The organism is Pelagihabitans pacificus, from assembly GCF_009371985.2.
Classification (GTDB): Bacteria; Bacteroidota; Bacteroidia; order Flavobacteriales; family Flavobacteriaceae; genus Pelagihabitans; species Pelagihabitans pacificus.
In genome coordinates, this window is the sequence record NZ_VIKU02000001.1 from 1,486,459 (window position 1) to 1,506,210 (window position 19,752).

Below are 19,752 nucleotides of genomic sequence, written 5' to 3' on the forward strand. Positions count from 1 at the left end.
ATTTACTGGATTATTTATTGTATTCGGTTTGATCGATCAATTGAAAGTCCGCATAATTGGGTTGTAATGCCAAGTTGCCCTCAGGGGTTTTGACTATAAAATCGGCTAACTTCCTTTGCTCAATTTCTTTTTCCATATCGTGTGCCAACTCGATGACCAGTCTTCCGTAATCTTGAATCGTAGGCTGCCCGTTTTCATCGTTAAAGGGAATCAGGTTCGAAAAGTAAAGCACTTGCCGGGTCACCCGATAGTCGTTCTTGTCAACATAAATCAAAACCTTGCCATAGGGCATTTGCTCAAAATTGTTTCTTTGTGTTACGAATTCACATACATATTCGTTCCCCTCCTCCAATAGCTGTGATTTTTGGTAAAACTCGAGATAGCTACTCAAATCTATCGGGGCTTCGACCGCTCCAGGTTCGGCCTTGTTATAAGTGATTGTGTTTTCGCTACTATTTACAATCAACTTGGCATTGGGAAATTGGTATACTTCGGTATCCAGAATAGAATTTTTGGAATATCCGTTCTTTTTTTCCAAGGTTCCCTTATAGCGTTCCGTGCTTTTGTTTCCCGTAAAGCCCCTATACATGGTAAATGTCATCTCTACCCGATATTCATTGTCGGCCAGATAATACTGCGTGACCTTGTCCAAGACATTTTTAACCTCTTGGTTTTGGGCCTGCGAAGAAACCGACCAACAAAGGATAATTACCGTTATAAACCATTTTCCAATCATTCCGAACCACTGTTTAATTTGGAATTTCCGGAACGCGTTTCCTGAATGGTATAAACCCCGCGTTCCGTTTCTTTTTTAACCCTGACCAAACCACCTTCGGTATCGTACTCATAGAAAGTAGCATAGTTGTTTTCGTCCAATTCGGCCTGTAACCGTTGGGTGACCGGATCGTACACAAAAGACTTCATGTTGCTATCGAAAGGGTGCATGCGCACATCGTCGAAATACGCATTGAGACCGTCTCCCGTATTTTTTAAATCGATACGCATATAGGCCGCTTCCGCAGGAACGGTAAAGTCGCTCGATATCCGCTGCCAGCCATCGATGACCGAGCCTTTTGGCTTAAAAATCGCGTTGGCAGAATCGAGGGGAATATCGGCTCCGCTTACGTCTTTGTACTGTAGTTCGATCGAAGTATTTAAATAGTCCATCACCTGATAGCCTGGATCCTCCGAGTAGTTGAATAATTGAACGCTTCCTTCAAGACCTGAACCCCCCGTACTATCAAAGGTTTCACCATTATAATTGATTTTGAGGAACGACCCTGCCGTGGGCGGTACCCTGAAATTGGAAGTTATCCGAAAGGTGTTGGTATTGACTACCGTTGCATCCGTAAAGAGAATCTCTAACCCTTCATAGTTTCTGATGGGATAGTTATACCCCATTGCATAGGGCTGAACGCCGAACAGGTTGCTAAAATCCAAATTAACTTCCGGGGTCCTATACCTGAATCTTTCGGTATTATCGGGGCTTAAGGAAAATGAAAATCCAATGGCCCGCTCGATTCCTTCCGAGATTTCGATGTCGTATTCAAAATTGAACACGGTCACGCTTTTACCCGTAAAGTTCTTAATATAGGGTAGCAGCGCATCGGCATTCAAATCATCAAAAAAGGTGTTGACCTCAAAACTGACGGGTACTTCCCTTCTTTCCAGAATCATATCGGCTATGTTTTGAAACAATCCCGTCATGGCCTCCTTGGCCTCGGTATCGGAGTTAAATTCCTTCGTTCCCGCTGGTTCGGCTATCAGGGCGTCTTCCCTTACCCATCCGCTTATCACATAGCGGTCACCTGGTTGGGGTATAAATTTGATACAGGTAATCAGCTCGGGTACGACCACGTCACCTATGGTTATGGTGACTGCCAAAACCTCCAACGCATCGCAAACGCCATCCCCTATTCTCGCATAATAGGTTTCATCGGATACTAGGGTATAGGAGTCGAAGTAGGCGGTTCCGCCATCGACTTGATCATACCAGACTACCGCCCCATCCAGCCCATAGTAGTTGGTGAGGTCTGCAATCGTGTTCCCTTGTGGGACCACAATATCACGTTCGTATAATCTTGCCTGTGCTTCCGCGTCGATGACCGATACCCTGATCGGTCTTCTTGGTTCACTAAACTCGGAACCATTGGTCTGGGCAGCGTAGTAGACGGTACCATCGACCAAAGTTTCACCGCTATTAACGACGGAACCATCCTCCAAGGCATTATACCACACGATGGTGTAGCCTGGGTTGGTAGTGCCAATCTCCAAATCGGCCACCGTCGGATTGCTCGAACTGCAGAATTCCTGATATCCGCTCCCAAACGGAATCGGAATACCCACGTCGACACTCACTTCCAAACGGCAGGCTACCCCATTTTCCTCCGCAAAGTACACCCCCTCATCCGATAAAGGGGTGCTGGTAGGTAAGATGGTTCCCCCGGTAGCCTGGTCGTACCAACTAATATTGTTCCCCTCGACCTGTATATCGCCAATGGTAGGATTATCGGCAATATCAAAGATTTGAAGTTCATCCCCGACAGGGGCTCCCAAATCCAGAATAACCTCCAGAGGGCTTCTGCTACCAGAACCCGTATCGGCCCAAAAAATGAGATTGGAAAGGCCCAATAGCTCGGTGTCATCGCTATAGGGTCTTCCCCCCGACTGGCTGTTGTACCAAACGGCAGAACCACCACCAGGAACAATCAAATCGGCAATGGTCGGTTCGGGGAAAGTCGACGTACAAAATTCCTGTACCGCAAGTGGATAACATTCCGTAGAAAGGATGGAAGCCGGTTTTTGGTAGACCCGAATACCATCGATCAGCATATAGACGGGATAGGCATTGGTTTGATCCGAAGTAGTCGATCCCACCTTAAACTCGAGTAGCTGTACCGTACTGGACGGGGTAAATTCTAGACGCTGTCTGGTCCATTGTACATTAGTGGTAGTTCCTGGGGAGATAGAGTTCGACGACTTTGTTGAACCCCCAAACGATACTTCCCAAAAGCCGTTGGCTTCCCTTGCAAATTCCTCCACAAGTATGTTGGATATATTTGCCTGATAAAACTCAATGTAGTAGGCAGCTCCTGCCTCCAATCCGTCAATATTGGCTGCCATCGATTCTGCGGTATTTCCGACCCGTAGCGCCCCCGCACAAATACCGCCGTTCGGGGAGCTATTGGGAATCGTTGTGAGGTAGGGGTCGTTTGGATTATCATAAGGCGGTAAAAAAGTGTCGGGGGTACCAGAAGTGGCGCCCCAACCACTGGAACCCAGTGATTCGTTCCTGTTGTTGGGAATCAACACGTTGGAAGCCGCCTCGAAGCTTCCGTCAACCACGCTGGAACCTCCACCACTTCCTTCTACCAAAACATCAACACAGATTTCTCCGGGTGCGGAATCCTCTACCGTAATCCCAAGGCGACATTCGGCCGCTTCCTGGACGGCGAGTGCAAAATAGGTTTGGCCAGCAACTAAGGGGGTTGTAATCGGTAATGGCTCTTCACTTGTGACGGAGTCGTACCATTCAATACCGTTGCCAATGGGATCTGTAACAACGATATCCGCCAGGGTAGGATTCGTGGTAAAATCAAACTCTTGGGTGGTATCACCTGTAGGGATGTCCCTGTCTATAGAAACACTTACTTCGATGCGGCCCCCACTATTTCCAGGGAAATCCAACCAATAAATCGCATCCATTAAAACCTCGGTAGTGGGCAGTGCGGTACCCCCTGTTTCGGTCAAATACCAACTAGGAGGCAAATCGTCGGGTACTGGATATGAAAGGTCCGCCACGGTCGGAATGCCGTTCATCGTGCAAAAGTTTTGCACGAATCCTCCATCGGAACAATCGCTACCGACTTCAAGCACCTTAATACCGTCAATTAACATTATTCTGTCCGCTTCGTATGCAGTAATATTGGAATAGGACGTAAATCTCAATCGTTGAACCTGTGCTTCTGCCTGGAAGATCAAGTTGACCAACGTCCATTGAGGAAATTCTTCCACATAGTTTGCCGGACTGCGCTGAGATGAATTTCCAAAATCTACCTTCCATCCACCGAAATTCTGATTTGTATATTCCCCTACCAAATCAGTGCCATTGGCCTGATAAAACTGAACCATATAGCTATTGCCAACCGTTAAATCCGTTAATTCGATAGAAAAATCCAATCCATTATTCATTCCTATTTGGGAGTAAGAATAGAATTGACTATTGACCGCATTTATAGGCCCTCCATCAGGGGATTCTATCACATTTGATCCATCAAAAGGCGGCAGGAGAACCGTGTTATAAGGTCCATCTACGTTTATTCTGGCTGTTACCGCCCCATGCTGCCATCCGGCACATTCTACATTGGCAGAGCCATTTTTCTGAATTTCCGATAGGCAGCTATCAAATGAACCATCGACAGGTCCCAATAATATACCGCCAGTAGCTTCCAATAGTATATCACACTCGATACCATCCAAAGGGTTTGGACTACTAACGTATACCAGGATGGGGTTTCGAGATATTGTCAGCCCGCTTACTATACTGTTGGTTGCTTCAAGATGATAAATTCCGGCATCGGCCAATAATACACTTGGAAGTGTATAATTCTTGCTGGTGGCCCCTGGGATGGGATTACCATCTTTATACCACTGATAACTGTTATTGGGGCTTGTAAGTCTGTCGCTAGTAAGTACCGTAGGTTGACCTTCTAAAATAGAAAGATTCTCAAATAAATCTACCTTCTGTTGAAATTGATATTTGAATCCGGTTCCCAAGGCACTGCTAAATGACAGAAAATCATCTTCGATTTCGGAAAAAACATAGCGATTACCGCGAATATCCAAGCCCAATAACCCCGGGTTATTTTGCAGTAAGGAAGAAGGGAGATTTCCTGATAGATTGTTCAGATCAAGGTTTACAAATTCAAAATTTACTAAGTTGTCCAAAGTAGACGACAAGCTTCCTTCCAGATTATTTTGTTGTAAAAGGAGCCTTGTCACCTTCCCATCCACCACAATTACCCCATACCAATCACACACCGGGATATTGGTGTCCCAGGGCTGATTACCAGCCAAGGTATTCGTCCAATTGTCCCCATTGGTAGCATTATAGAAGTTCAACAAGGCCTGTTTCTCGGTTTCGGAAACCCCGCAAGGATCTATGGGTGGTTCAATGGTAAGCGTGATATTGTTTCTCGTGAGCGTAAGACCCATAATGGTACTATTAGTGGCCTCAAAGTAATAGACCCCGGCATCTGTGGGAGTAGCATTTGAAATCACATAGTCTTTGGAGGTCGCCCCGGGGATGGCCACCCCATCCCTAAACCATTGGTAGCTATTATTAACGCTGGTAAGTGCATTACTGGTAAGCGTGATGCTTTCGTTTTCCGGGACCGAAAGGGTTTCTTCCAAATCGACTTTGGCTTGAGGGGCGTAGGTATAATCCGTTAGATTATTCGCGTACGAGGGGTGCCCACTCTCAAAATCGGAGAACACATATCCATTCTGCGAAAACACCAATGTAGTAAGTCCTGTACTGATGAAGTCCGGTATCAGGCCCGATAAGTCATTAAAACTGAAGTCAACTTTGGTAAGGGTATTAATCTGGGATAACAACGGCGGTAAGGAACCTGTAAAGTTATTTCTGTTGAGATAAATTTGCCGTAATTGGGATAACTGTCCCAGTTGTGACGGAAGGATTCCCGAAAGCGTGTTATTTGTCAGGAAGAGGAACTCCAGATTTACCAAGGAACCGATCTCTTCGGGAAGGGATCCGCTAAGTTGGTTAAAACCAAAATCGATCCGATACACTTCACTTAGCTGTGCGATTGAGGCTGGAATAGTGCCTACCAAATTATTTTGATAGAGATTTATAGTTACCACCGCATCATTTACCACTGTTACCCCGTACCAATCACACACCGGGATATTGGTATCCCACGGCTGGTTCCCTGCCAAGGTGTTGGTCCAATTGTCCCCATTCGTGGCATTGTAGAGATCTAATAATGCCTGCTTTTCGGTTTCGGAGACCCCGCAAGTGTCAATGGGAGGGTCTATAGTAAGTGTAATATTGTTTCGCGTAAGCGTGAGGCCGGTAACGATACTGTTGGTCGCCTCAAAATAGTAGACCCCGGCATCACCCGGTGTGGCATTTGAAATCACATAGTCTTTTGAAGTCGCCCCGGGGATGGCCACCCCATCCTTAAACCATTGGTAACTATTGTTGACGCTGGTAAGTGCATTACTGGTAAGCGTGATGCTCTCATTTTCCGGAACCGAAAGGGTTTCTTCCAAATCGACTTTGGCTTGGGGAGAATATTCATAGAGAATGGAAGCATTGGTCACAAATGAAGGATGATCGTTTTCAAAGTCGGCAAAAATATAATTGTTGGTATCAAAGCTCAGTCTTGTTAAGCTGGTAAGCCCGGACCATTCGATGGGTAGAGGCCCTGAAAAGCTATTTTCCTGAAGGCCAACAGTTCTGAGACTACTCCAATTACCATAAGAACTAGGGATGCTTCCTGAAAGATTATTGCCGTAGACATAAAACACCTCCAAGCCCTGTATATTTCCCAATTCGGGAGGTAGTGCTCCGGAAAGCTCATTACCGTATAGGTGCAGGAAGTCAAGGTTGTTCAGATTTCCCATCTCTGGGGGAATGACACCCGGTATATTATTTGAGCCTAGATATAAAATCCGTAGACTGGCAAGTTGACCTATCTCAGCTGGTATTGGGGAAGAAATGTTATTTCCCGATAAATACAAATTGGCGAGACTAGTCAAGTTTCCAATTGTGTTTGGAATTGATTCTAGACCGTTGTTTGTTGCATAGAACTCCGTCAAATTGGTTAAGTTACCAAGACTTTCAGGAATCGGACCAACTAATTGATTTCCCGTAAAGTTCAACGATATTAAATTGGTCAAATTCCCTATTTCAGTTGGGATCGATCCTCCGATTCCATTGCTCCCCCCTCCTATTTGGAGATAAGTTAACGCTGTTAAATTCCCAATTGTAGCAGGTAAACTGCTGCCTCCCCAGTTTTCATTGACCAACCGAAGACGCTCCAAATAGATTAAATCTCCAATACTGGCTGGCATGCTCCCAACCAGATTATTGTTCAATATTTCCAACACTGTTACTTTACCATCCACGACGGTAATCCCAAACCAATCACAAACTGGGATATTGGTGTCCCAGGGCTGGTTGCCAGCCAACGTATTGGTCCAATTGTCCCCATTGGTGGCAGTGTAGAGATCTAACAATGCCTGCTTTTCGGTTTCGGAAACCCCACAGGTATCGATGGGCGGATCAATGGTGAGTGTAATATTGTTTCGTGTAATCGTAAGGCCCGTAACGATGCTATTTGTGGCCTCGAAATAGTACGTTCCGGCATCGCCTGATGTGGCATTCGAAATTATATAATCTTTGGAGGTCGCCCCTGGGATGGCCGTCCCATCCTTAAACCATTGGTAACTATTATTGGGACTGGTTAGCGTATTGGTAGTCAACGTAACGCTTTCGTTTTCAGGCACCGAAAAGGTTTCCTCTTGATCAACTTTCTTTTGGGGTGCGAAGGTGTATTCTTGCCGTACCCTACTTAAGTGAATGGGGTGGTCTTCCTCAAAATCCTCAAAGTGATAAAAGTTATTCTGAAATGAAAATGTCCTGTTGGGTCCTTCGAGGTTTGCAAAGCCGGAAGGTAGCTTTCCTTCTAGCAGATTGTCATGAAAACGGACAAACTGGAGATTCAGAAGGTTATCGGTGGTATTTGGAACCTCCCCGCTGAACTGATTCGAGTACAGGAAAAACACTTCCAACGCCGCCAAATCACCAACACTGGAAGGGATGGTCCCAGTTAAGTTGTTTCTGGAAACATCAAGTGTCCTTAAATTGCTCAATACCCCAATATTGGTAGGCAATGAACCGTTAAAATTATTGTCGCCTAAATAAATCCGTTCTAAGGAAGCGAACGAGGTGATGCAGGAGGGAAATGCCCCGGAAAAGTCATTGCTAAAGAGATTTAAGATAACCAGGTTGGTCAGATTACAGAACCCCGGAGGAAGTACGCCTGATAACTGATTGCCTTGAAAATCAATTTCTATCAGACTGGTCATATTGCCGATCGACGCGGGCAGCGAACCACTTAAACTACCACTATTATTGTTTCGGATATAGATTTTTGTAAGATTGGTAAGGTCTCCCAGACTGGCGGGTAAAGCACCGGTTAATGCATTGGTTACCAAATTCAGTTCAGCAACTTTCCCCTCCACAACCGTAACCCCGAACCAATCACACACGGGTATGTTGGTATCCCACGGCTGATTTCCTGCCAATGTATTGTTCCAATTTTCTCCGTTGGTGGCATTATAAAGATCCAACAGGGCCAGTTTCTCGGTTTCGGAAACCCCACAGGTATCGATGGGCGGATCAACGGTAAGCGTGATATTATTTCTTGTGAGGGTGAGCCCGGTAACGATACTGTTCGTCGCCTCAAAGTAGTAGACCCCGGCATCGGATGGCGTAGCGTTCGAAATCACATAGTCTTTGGAGGTCGCCCCGGGGATGGCCACCCCGTCCTTGAACCATTGGTAGCTGTTGTTGGGACTCGTAAGCGCAGTGCTTGTAAAGGTGATGCTCTCGTTTTCGGGTACCGAAAGAGTTTCCTCCAAATCGACTTTGGCCTGGGGGGAAAACAGGTAATTTGACAGATTCGCCACATAGGAGGTATGCTCCGTTTCAAAATTTGAAAAAATAAAGCTGTTTTCATTAAAATAGAAGCTATTCAGATTTAACAGGCTTGCCAATTCCTGGGGGACGTTTCCTGAAAGTTCGTTCGAGGTAAGTGAAAGCGATGACAGATTGGAGAGCAGGCCGAGCTCTGTGGGAATAGGGCCCGATAACTGGTTGATATTCAAGCTCAGTTCGGTAAGGTTTATAAGTTGTCCCAACTCAGGCGGTATAGGTCCCGAAAGTTGATTGATCGTAAGTCTTAGTATTCTTAGATTTGATAGCTGACCCAATTCCGGAGGTATCGAGCCCGTTAATTGATTACGCAACAATGAAAGCGTTTGGAGATTACTCAATCCTCCCAATGCCGCAGGAATGGTTCCCGTGAGTTCATTGCTATAAAGCGATAGGGTTATCAAGTTTGTTAGTTGCCCCAGTTCTGCGGGAATCGCCCCGCTAAGTTGGTTTGCGTGTAAGATAAGACTGGTCAAGTTGGTTAGTTGACCCAGCTCGGAAGGTATAGCCCCGGAGAATCTACATGCATTTAAAGAGAGGGAAGTTAGACTTGATAACTGGCCAAGCTGTTCGGGTATGGGACCTTCCAACAAGTTGGAACTCAAAACCAATGAAGTGAGATTGGACAATCCGCCTAAAGAGGTAGGTAAGCTTCCTACTAGATTATTTGAATTCAAATTGATGCTGGTGATATTTCCATTAATGACATTAACGCCGTACCAATCACAAACGGGAATGTTGGTATCCCAAGGCTGGTTGCCATTTACCGTATTGGTCCAATTATCCCCATTGGTAGCATTATACAAATCCAAAAGAATCTGCCTTTCAGCAGCAGTAACCCCGCATGGATTCTGTTCCGAATTCAGGGTCCAGCTCCCTGCAGGTTGGTTACATTGCTGTACGGTTGCCCCTCCTTCATCCGCATAGCCATCCCCATCCACATCGGCATACCAAATCGTATCCGGATTTAAGGCGGCATCCGCATCATTACAATCCCCGGCCTGTTTGGTAGCGGTCGTGTATCCCGTTCCAGGACTAGTGCACTGCGTCTGCGTACCCGCATGAAACCCATCGTTGTCGGCATCCAGGTACCAAACCGTATTGGGATTAATCCCAGAATCATTATCATTACAGTCCCCCACGGTTTTGGTCGTAGTGGTCCAGCCCGTTCCCGGGCTGGTACACTGCGTCTGGGTGCCGGCATGAAAACCATCCCCATCGGCATCCAAGTACCAAACCGTGTCGGGGTTGATTCCCGCATCGCTGTCGTTACAGTCCCCTGCGATTTTGGTGGTAGTGGTCCAGCCCGTTCCGGGGCTGGTACAACTGGACTGAGTGCCGGCATGGAAACCATCGTTGTCAGCGTCCAAGTACCAGGTAACAATGTTACAGGTTCCCTGACTCACAAAAATAAATCCTCCAAAAGCTTGACCTGGTCCGTTTCCATCATTATAGGAAAGCACAATATTTCCAGTTCTTACACTTCCAGTATTTGGTGTAGTAGTAACTGATAATCCTCCCGTCCCAGTAATAAAAGCATTTGTCATCCAAGATGGGATGGTTTCCACTGCATAGTTGGCGGCATTACAATCAAAGGGGGTTGGAAATATAATGGTTTGGGTGCCCCCGTTTGGATTTAGTTCTTGTGTCTGTCCATCACTAACATCACATTGCCCATATGCACCATGCACAGTTCCGGACAGTAGCAATAGGATAACGAATAAATTCTTCAGTGATAAACGGGCCCGAAATTTACTTTTTTTTCTCATGTGTATTTTTTATGCTTGGCTACTGCACTTTTTTTTATTCCACTATATGGGACTTTTATAATTCAAATATTCTTTCATCACACAATTCCTGGTTAATAAGTAAATCTGAAAATCGCTTAAGCTCCACGAAATATTTCATGAAATGCTGTCTTGTCAGTATTTTCAATCACATTCCGAGACCCTGCCCCTACCACTACGGTCTTTTCGATATCCTTTAGGGTCAACACAAACAGAGGGGGACAGACCGTATCCGAGGTTGTGCAACAATACAAACTCGACCTCGATACGGTTTCTGTTTCTTCCAGCGCGACCACTTGGGCTTCGATTGGCATCTACATTGAACTTGATTTTCTTTCTCCCGGTAGCATCCAACCGAAGATCGAAAAATTGATCTCCCGCACTGGTCTCGTATTTGGTGCCATTGATGTGATAGTAACCGCCTCGCACACCATTGTCATTAACCCTGACAGCGTAGCGAACTACTCCGTTGGCCTTGCCCTGAATTTCAAAATTGGCCTCCATACCCCAACTACCATAACCATAATTGCGTTGATCGCTTTTGACTATGTTGGTTATCGTTGGAACCGAATCGTCGTCACAGGCGTCCCCTACTCCGTCCCCGTCGTAATCCAATTGAAGGGTATTCGGAGTATACCGACAATTGTCCTTATCATCAGGTATTGAATCTTTATCCTGATCCATATTCGGACGGAGTTCACCTCTTAACTGCCTCTCCAGATACACCTCATCACCCCGACGCAAGACCAAACTATTGCGACCTGTATGGGAACGGACATCCGAGATAAAGGCATTGTCACCCGCATCCCCGTCGACGGTCTCCTGAAAGTTAAAGTGGCCGTACAACGAATTAATGTCGCCATAACCATAATCCTCAAAATTGTCACTTCCCATATCTTGGTATGCACTATTGGATGCCACTGCAGTGGGCAGGGTATAACTATAGCCATACTGTGCCGAAGAATACCGGTCAAGGGCATCCCTGTTTTCCAATTCAGCCCCATATGGACTGTATTGGGTGACCTCACTGGCAAAAGTCCATTGCTGCTCATTGTCAATCTCCGTGTCGGAAACATTCCGTTCCCAAGCACCCGATATCAAATTATAAAAAGGCGTATATTCTTTAAAATAGCCCTCTTTTCGGGTATTCACTTTGTTGGTGCCAATATTGGTAACTGGGATTCGCTCGGTCAAATACGCATAGGATTTTTTAGCGCGCCACTCTCCTTTGGCGTTGACCAGATACGGATTGAACCCAAAGTCTTCAATGGGCGTATCGGCTAAATCAGCTGACGATTCAACGGAACGCGGTAAAAAAGGCAGGTCGTTCTCGCATTGACAATTCCAAAAATCGTCATATTCAACGGCGCTTGCATTGACAATTCTAAGATTGTTGTCCGTACTGGCCGTGACAGGTTGAACAAAACTAGTATTGTTTAAAGCTGTCAAATAATCTCCAGAAGCGTTTTTGATCGGGTTCTTCATCAAGGTAATGGAGGCCATATTTGCCATTTGTTGATTGCGGTACCCGGAACGAATGACCTTGAAATCAAGTGGTCCCTGTAGGTCCAAATCATTATCCATAGCCCCGGAGGCATCCATCAGTTTTACATTGCCAGCATTAACACCTACGACCCAGAGCCTTTGGGAGTTATCACTAATACCGTCATCGACCATTAGTTCATCTCCCTGATACAGATAGTTTTCTAGATTGGTACCATCTTCGGCAGCAAAGAGGTTGCCATTTTTAACAAGCCTACCTTTGATTCCTATATTCTTGGAAGCTTGCCCCATACCGGTATACGACCAATAGGCCGGGAAGTTGAAATTATAATATTCGTCATCATATTCATTAATGGTACGCGTCAGAACCACTTGTCCCGTTTCCGCGTCCCATGCCTCGTTTACGGTAGATACCCTGGCTCCCAAATCAAAGGCGATTTTTTCTTTTAACTGGGCTGTGGTATGGATTACTTTGGTTGTAATGGTCGAGTGGGCAACATTTTCTATTTCGGATCGCGAGGGGATTGCCGTGGGCACCACAATTGGGAAGGGGCCTACAAAAAGGGTGACAATATTGCCTTTGAATCCAGTGGTCCTTGAGTTGGAATAGCTTTCCCTGAAATCGGTTACCACATCGTAATCGACCCCGATTCTAAGGTCGGTACTGATTGTACCGTTCCTATTAATGGTTGGTACCTTATTGTCCAAAACCTCTGTATTATTGGCTAGCGTACTGTATTTGTACTCCACAGAGGATATAGGCTGTTCGGGTGTATCGGGACTGGGATCGCTCGCAGTAATCGGTGCTTTCTCACCAAATACTTTCTGCATTCGCAATTTACCGTTCATGTCATTGGTATGCACCACAAAGCCTTGGGACAGCGTATATTCATTTTTAACTTGGACTTTTGCCCCAAGAAGTCCTTTGACCAGATTTTGTAAAAATTGCCCTTGATTTGTAGCAAAATTAGCCGGGCTATCGATATCGGTATAGTCCACTTTGGTCGGGAAATCCTTAGAGGTGTAATGCTCTGTGATGACCTTTCCCGTCGCATGTCGGGTAATGCCTTCCCGCTCCAGATTGCTCACGGTAGTACGCCCGTAGGTAACCACAGGTGCAGGGAAAAATTCGGCACCAAACGGTTTTTCGATATAACTAACTTCCTTTGGCGCCACCAAGCGTTCCCCTTTATTGTAGAAAGGCTCCACAAAAGGGTTTTCCTTACTCCCATTGGGTTCAAAGGTAGCTACTCCACTAGAACCACCATCTTCCGCATCATATCGATACGTTTGCCCATATTCCTTGTCATAACGTTGTTGAGGATCTGCCTCCTCGCTTACACCGACCATTTGGCGCCATTGATCTTTCATGACCAATTTTTTAACTCTGGAGCCCCCTCCCAATTTATACTCTTTAGGCGTCGATAGTCGAATCCACGATTTTTCTGGAACAAAACGCTGTGCACACAAATATTCAAAGCTTCTGAGCTTCGCATTGGGACCAGTAAAAATATCCTTAATAGCACCAAAACTACTTACGATATTTTGGGCGATATCTTTGATGTTTTGGGTCGTAGCATCAGGGTTAAGTCCGTATACAAACCCATTCAATTCCTTTCTTCCAAAGTACCAACCTGCCAAGGATATCGGGTTCACTTCAGGCTTAACGGCACCGAACAGTACGCCTTCCATATCTATAAATTTCATTGGAATCGCCGCGAAGATGCCCTTATTGGTTACCGAAAAGGTATTAGGTCGTCCGTCAAGTTCGAAATACCCGGTCACATAGTCATAGTCCTTGCTAGCGTTCGATTGAGCTCCCTTTTTTGTCATGTTCATCAAAAACCGGAAATAAAGTGGCTTGTTCTTAATCCCTTTTAAGTATTTCAACTCAAATTCCTCGGACGAAATAATCGACTGTTCATCCGGCAGGTTTACGTATAGGTATTTTGCATCTGCATTCTGGGTTCCTGCCGCCGATAAAGCACCGTATAGCTCTTGGTTTACAGTGGGATCAAATGTGCCTCCTGTTCCATCGTTATTACCGGCACCGACCACTCTGAACATCTGCATGGCGTCCCGGTCCTGGACAAATTGGTAATCATCACTTTCATAGGTTAGTTCAATACGCCCACCTGAGGGAAGATCAATCGAGGAGAGAGACCAGGCGGAGGCATACTTATCTTGCTGTACTCGATCCTCTTGCTGAACAAATGGAAACTCGGGTGCCGTGATGTCGTCCTGAGTGCCACAACCGCCAGTAGAATTTGGCTTGTAATTCCCCCAGATATCGTAGGATTTTAGATTGTAGTCGGGATTGAAATTATCATAGTTAAAGGTATAGGGAGTGTATTTCCCCATTTGTGATCCCCTGTAGGTAAAATGTACTTTCTTTAAAGTAAGCTTGCCTGTATTTTCGACCTCCCCTGACTCATTTATAAAATCGATCTCACTTTCATCCAAAGACCGAACCCTGTTATTGGGAACATTTCTACACAGGGAATAGTCGTAGGTGAAATGGGCCGTTTTTATTGCCGTGATCGGCAGCTCGTTTCCTTCGATATCATCGAGGAGTTTGGCTGCTTCCGCTTCTGGCTTGGAATACAGACGGATACTCTTGATCTTATACATTTCCTGCCCGGACGAGGGCTGTCCGCCTTGAGTGCCTGCGGTTCCCAACGCATCTTTCCTCGGTGTAAGGTCGAAGATTGCCACATGGGTTTTCGTAATAATCTTATCGATGTACTTAAGTTCCTTTTTTCCATAGATATAACTTCCCTTTTGGTCATTGGGGTGCGTATTGAGCCCGGCGTTGTAAGAGGCTTCCCTTGTTCCATAGGGCACTCTCCATTGGTATTCCGTTTTAGGTGCGTACGTAAAAAGAGTATAGGCACCCAAATCATCGTCGGTGGGACCATCTCCCGTACGATCCTCATAGTCGGAGGATAAAACGGAAGACAATAAATACGTATGTGCATACTCCGGGGTTACGGCCTTGTTATAGAATTGGTCGATTCCCGCCCTGTTGCCATTCGAATCTTCTCCTGGATTATACCGAACGATACCGGTGGCACAATCATAGTTATCACTATCCGTAGAAAAGGTTACCTCCTGTTTATCGATGTTGTAGGCCGTTTCCCCAAAGACATAGGTAGCACCATCCCCTTTTAGAACACGTATTTCGGCGGTATGGTGTTTTTTTTGCTTCGCATGGGTGTTAATCCGGTTTTGATGATAGCCTCCCTCGGGATATAACGCCTCGATCTCCCCGACACTGAATTTTTGAACGGCTTGATTTCTTACCTCCCTATTTTGTCTTTTGAACTTATCCGTGATTGCTGAAAGCCGTTCATCCGGGTTATTCGTAGCACTTGGATAATAAGGAACCCCTTGCGAATCATATTTTTTCACCCTAAATTGATTTTCGGCCGGTTTGTCAAAACTATTTTTCGCCCCACCTATTTCAAGGGCAATCGGGGCATATCCCCCCAGATTCTCAAACAATTGTTGATCTTGATCGACCCTCGGCTCCCCTACATACTTAAAGTAAACGGGTTCGTAATCCAAACTTTCCCCATTGCCTCTTATATCTTCCCGTTGCTGTCTAAAATGCTTTAACGCCTTGGTATCCCATATGCCCGTTCTGCTCTCCGAAGGTGCGGCGGTAAAGTTGACCCCAGTGTGGAAAGAGGTCGTACCTTCTATCTCCACACCCAATTGAAAGCTGTCGCTTTCATCCTCTACCAATTCGTCGTTGATCTGGCCTACCTGACTTCTGAAAGGTCGGAACATACCGGCCACTCCTTGGCCATTTACCGAATACAGGTCATAGGTATAGTTCGTGGTCGGGAGTGCCAGCGTGGTTTTGCTGATCAAGCCATCATTCTCCCGGTTATAATCAAGAATATCATCCGGGGTGGCGTGTCCCGTAAATTCATAGCCGTATGCTTTTTCCATTTTTAACGGGTCCTTTACCTTCTGGACCGCTCCCATCGCTGAAATCTCTACTTCACCGTCTAAACCCCAAATGGAGGTACCAACAGAGACCGCTACCGTACCGGAAATGTCTTTAAAAGCGGTTCTCTTCCTTGGAGTAAGTGTGGTATTGGCAAAAGAAAGGCTACCAAAGCCCCCCATTCCCGCATCAATGGTACCGTAAGTGCTACTGGGACTTCCATTGGTCCTTATCGTTTTTTTACCTCCCTTAAAAGGAGTACCGATACTCCCTGCCAGACTAAAAGAGGATAAGCCCCTGTTGGAATTGAAGGACACTCCCGCGTTCAGCCTCCCATTCACAAAGTTTTCAATGTCTTCCCCCGAATGGGTCTTCGCGCTAACATTGGGTGAAATCGTGGCGCCCTCGGTGGCGGAGGTTTGCACATTCATGCCCACGCTGATCTGTTCTGACAAATTAAACGATAGCCCATAAGATGGGGTGAAGGAAAGACCAGTATAGTTATTGTACTGTAAATTAACCCCTAGAGACGCACTTCCATTATTTTTTATATTGTCAGGTGTTTCAAATCCGAAAACCTGGGGGTCCAAGGAAGCCTCGACCCCGACGGTCACATTATCCTTCATGTGATTTTCATAAGTCATCTCATCTCCCTTAAAATCATCGGGGATTCCCCGGACCTGTCTGTTGATCTGTCCCACATTTAAGTTCCACCCCAAACCGACCCAAGAAGCTTCTTGATCCATCGTCACCCCCGAGTCATAAGCCAAATTCAGCGGATAGCCTCCGACATCCATAATGGGTATGTTGTAATTGAAATCACCAGTTGCCAAATCTACCATATCGGAAGTGCCGATAGGTGTGAAGGTATTGAACTCAGGCTGTGAGGGTCCGCTGGTCAATGCCCACAAGTTCGAGGGTTGGGTCATTTGAACAATCAACTGTAGGGCCAGATAACTGGCAATGATCTTTGAATACTTACTGGTTCTGATCGTTTGTATCATTTCTATGAAAGTATTATAATTTTAAGGGCGTTTCGGTAAACTTGAATTTTAGAATACCATTACCAAAAAGCTGGTCCTGGTACACCAGTTGTATCTGTTCGTTCTCTGGAATATCCCCAAAATGGAGCAATAAACGTTTAAAGGGGGCCAATTTGAAATTACGTTCCAAGGTTACCCCTGAGCAATTGATCGTATCCCCGGATTTTGTGACCGCCATGAAATCTTTCTCAATGGAAAAAGCCATGTACTTCACGCCCGATTCATAATCCATTCGGGTATACTCCGATTTGAGCAAATCGTCTTTGGAATCGTGTCTAAACTCAATTTCAACTACCCGATCTGTCTTGTGTGATTGGTAAATAGAGTCAATCCTGGAAGGATTTTCAAAACCCTCGTTCTTGATGATATAGTATTGGATCGGCACCAAAGTGGCCGTGTAGGCCATATCGGAAAAATTATGGGAAATGGATTTAGATTTCCAGCCAGCCCGTTCCAAGTTGAAAAACTTGTAAGACACATCGACCTTACCAATCTCCGTATCCGTCTTACAGGCGTAGGAGAGTAGCGACAATAGAACCAATGATGTTAGGGAAAAACCCTTCATAAGAGTTGCTTTTGATAAATATTATTGCTGCTTAAAGCTACTCTTTAACAAGTATGGATTCTAATTTTTGCAACCGTTTATGAAGTTTCCCATTGGTTATCTTCTGTTCCTCCAGGGTCTTGTTTTGATCAATGAGGTATAGGGTGAGTTCCTCAATCTTTTCGAGGAGTTTCAAATTCATTTCCTTAAGATGTAGCCCCACTTCCTCCATTTCTTTCGCTGAGGGAATATTCGGCAAATGCCCTTCCTTGGCAATAAAGTCTGCTACCTCCTGGAGCGTATTCAAATCGTAGTCTTCATAAAAAACATAGTCGGGAGCAATAGCCCCCAATAGATCTACCTTGACCTCTTGTACATGAATGGCGCCTTTCACCGTTAATTGATAGTCGGGGTCATCGATAGTAGTACCAATCGATAATTTGCCATTGGTCGTCAACGCACCGTCCACCAGTGCGTTTCCACCTACGGTCAAGGCGGTGCCCGCTGGCATGGTGGTCGTATTGATGGCAAGTTGACCAGAACCGAAATTTCCATAAACCAACGGGGTGTTGGCATCGTTGTTGTTAATAATCAACATATTGTTCCCGGTTTCTGAGGAACCTGCCTGAAATCCGATAAAGACATTGCGTGATCCCGAGGCATCGTTCCCGGCATTCGGGCCTAAGAATACGTTTCTATTACCATCGACTAAATTTCTTCCCGCTCCTTGGCCGATAAACAAATTGTTATTCCCCGAAACATTATTTCTTCCTGCATTGTGACCAACAAAGGTATTGTTTTGGCCGTCTATGTTTTGACGTCCACTGAAAGCACCTAAAAAACTGTTGTTATTTGCCGTAGTGACCTGGCCCGATCGGAATCCTACCAAGGTGTTGTTATCCCCTTGGGTGCCAGAGTTCGCCCCAACATTGGTCGAGTTGGTTTGGGCGTTGGCTAGAAAAAATGAAAATAGACAGAAAAAAACGTTGATGGTGCGTGTTCTGGGCATGGTTGGTTGGTTTAGATGTATCTTATTACTGCGTTTACAAAGTCATTTTGTTCATCAGGTTAAAATTGTTAACAAGGGCCGCTCATAGTTCCCCTTCATAAAGGCTATTGGAATAGCTTATAACCGCTTCCGTGATATCTATCCCCTCCTGGGCGAACATCACGTTGCCATTACCTTGGGTTCCCAGGACTATTTTATAACCGTTTGCGGCACCATAATCCTTAATATAGCTATTTAAGCGATTCCAAACGGCTTGGCTTATTTCATTTGAAAAGCGTTCGTTCATGTTCTTCAATTCCTGGTCCTGGTTTCTCAACTGTGTCTCCAAAGCCCCAAGCTTGTCCGTTTGGTTGTTATCTTTAAAAATACCATAGATGGTATATAAGCTATCCAGTTTCTTTTTTTGTTTGTTAATTTTTTCACCATTGATCCTGTTCAAATCCTTGGTCATATTAAAACCATTGAACAACCTGATATTATCGACATACACAATTTTGTCTTCGTCCTGAGCAAACCTAAAAAACAAAAAAGTCGTCAGAATAAGTAGGAGAATCGTATTACAAATTGTAACAAAAAATAAGGCTTTCCGATTCATGGTACTATAGGAAGATGAGGGAAAGCATCAAATATATTTGAAAAAAAATTCCTATAAAAGGAAAATGTTAAGAATTTATTAAAAAAGTTAATTTTTCCCAAAACTACGCTCCTCTTTGCCATTCATAATTACCAACGCATCCTTGGAAATTTTTCTTATCCGCAGACCATTCACCTCGGTACCGGCATTTACCCGATGTAATCTCCCATCGATTCTGACCAGTCCTAGCCGACCCTTACTGGCACTAGACTTTACAAATCCCAGATACTCTATTTTAGGCCATAACACCGGTTTTGATGGGCTTTTAGGTTTTCTTGTCACACTCTTCCTTACCGCTGGCGCTTTTGGTTTCGATTTGGTCACGACCGTCCCTAAAAAGGGATCGCGTTCTGGAAAGTTCAGGGTAACCGTGTCTTTTTTTCTAATCGCTGCAATCGCAGGTTTTGTAGGAATTTCAGCTATGGGTCCGGCATCGGGGTCCGTAAGATAGGATGCGATAAATTTGTAGAGTACAATACCCCATATCGCGACCACCGCAACAATTAGTATCGTATTTATTTTCTTCCTGTCCAT

The 19,752-nt window shown here is 45.2% G+C and carries 7 protein-coding genes; all 7 read right to left on the reverse strand.

All coding sequences use genetic code 11. The features are described from left to right. Positions 1–10 precede the first annotated feature (10 nt). The 7 genes from FK220_RS06515 to FK220_RS06545 all read right to left on the reverse strand — a co-directional run bounded on the left by FK220_RS06515 (position 11) and on the right by FK220_RS06545 (position 19,752). A complete protein-coding gene (locus FK220_RS06515; protein WP_152573442.1) occupies positions 11–736 on the reverse strand; it encodes a hypothetical protein in 726 nt (241 codons plus the stop codon). Next, positions 733–10,512, reverse strand: coding sequence for an immunoglobulin domain-containing protein (locus FK220_RS06520; RefSeq protein ID WP_152573443.1), 9,780 nt, complete (start codon positions 10,510–10,512; stop codon positions 733–735). Before FK220_RS06520 ends, FK220_RS06515 begins: the two co-directional genes overlap by 4 nt. 162 nt (positions 10,513–10,674) lie before the next feature. After that, positions 10,675–16,992, reverse strand: a complete 6,318-nt coding sequence (locus tag FK220_RS06525; protein WP_152573444.1) for a hypothetical protein — start codon at positions 16,990–16,992, stop codon at positions 10,675–10,677. Positions 16,993–17,005: 13 nt separating this feature from the next. Beyond that, positions 17,006–17,596 (reverse strand): hypothetical protein, encoded by a 591-nt coding sequence (locus FK220_RS06530; RefSeq protein ID WP_152573445.1) that lies wholly within the window; start codon positions 17,594–17,596, stop codon positions 17,006–17,008. A gap of 37 nt (positions 17,597–17,633) precedes the next feature. Continuing rightward, positions 17,634–18,584 carry an autotransporter outer membrane beta-barrel domain-containing protein gene (locus FK220_RS06535; protein WP_152573446.1) on the reverse strand — a complete coding sequence of 317 codons (951 nt, stop codon included), beginning with the start codon at positions 18,582–18,584 and terminating at the stop codon, positions 17,634–17,636. Between the two features lie 82 nt (positions 18,585–18,666). Further along, positions 18,667–19,179, reverse strand: coding sequence for an OmpH family outer membrane protein (locus FK220_RS06540; RefSeq protein ID WP_152573447.1), 513 nt, complete (start codon positions 19,177–19,179; stop codon positions 18,667–18,669). Between the two features lie 87 nt (positions 19,180–19,266). Continuing rightward, on the reverse strand, positions 19,267–19,752 hold the full coding sequence (locus tag FK220_RS06545) for a hypothetical protein (RefSeq protein ID WP_152573448.1): 486 nt from the start codon (positions 19,750–19,752) through the stop codon (positions 19,267–19,269).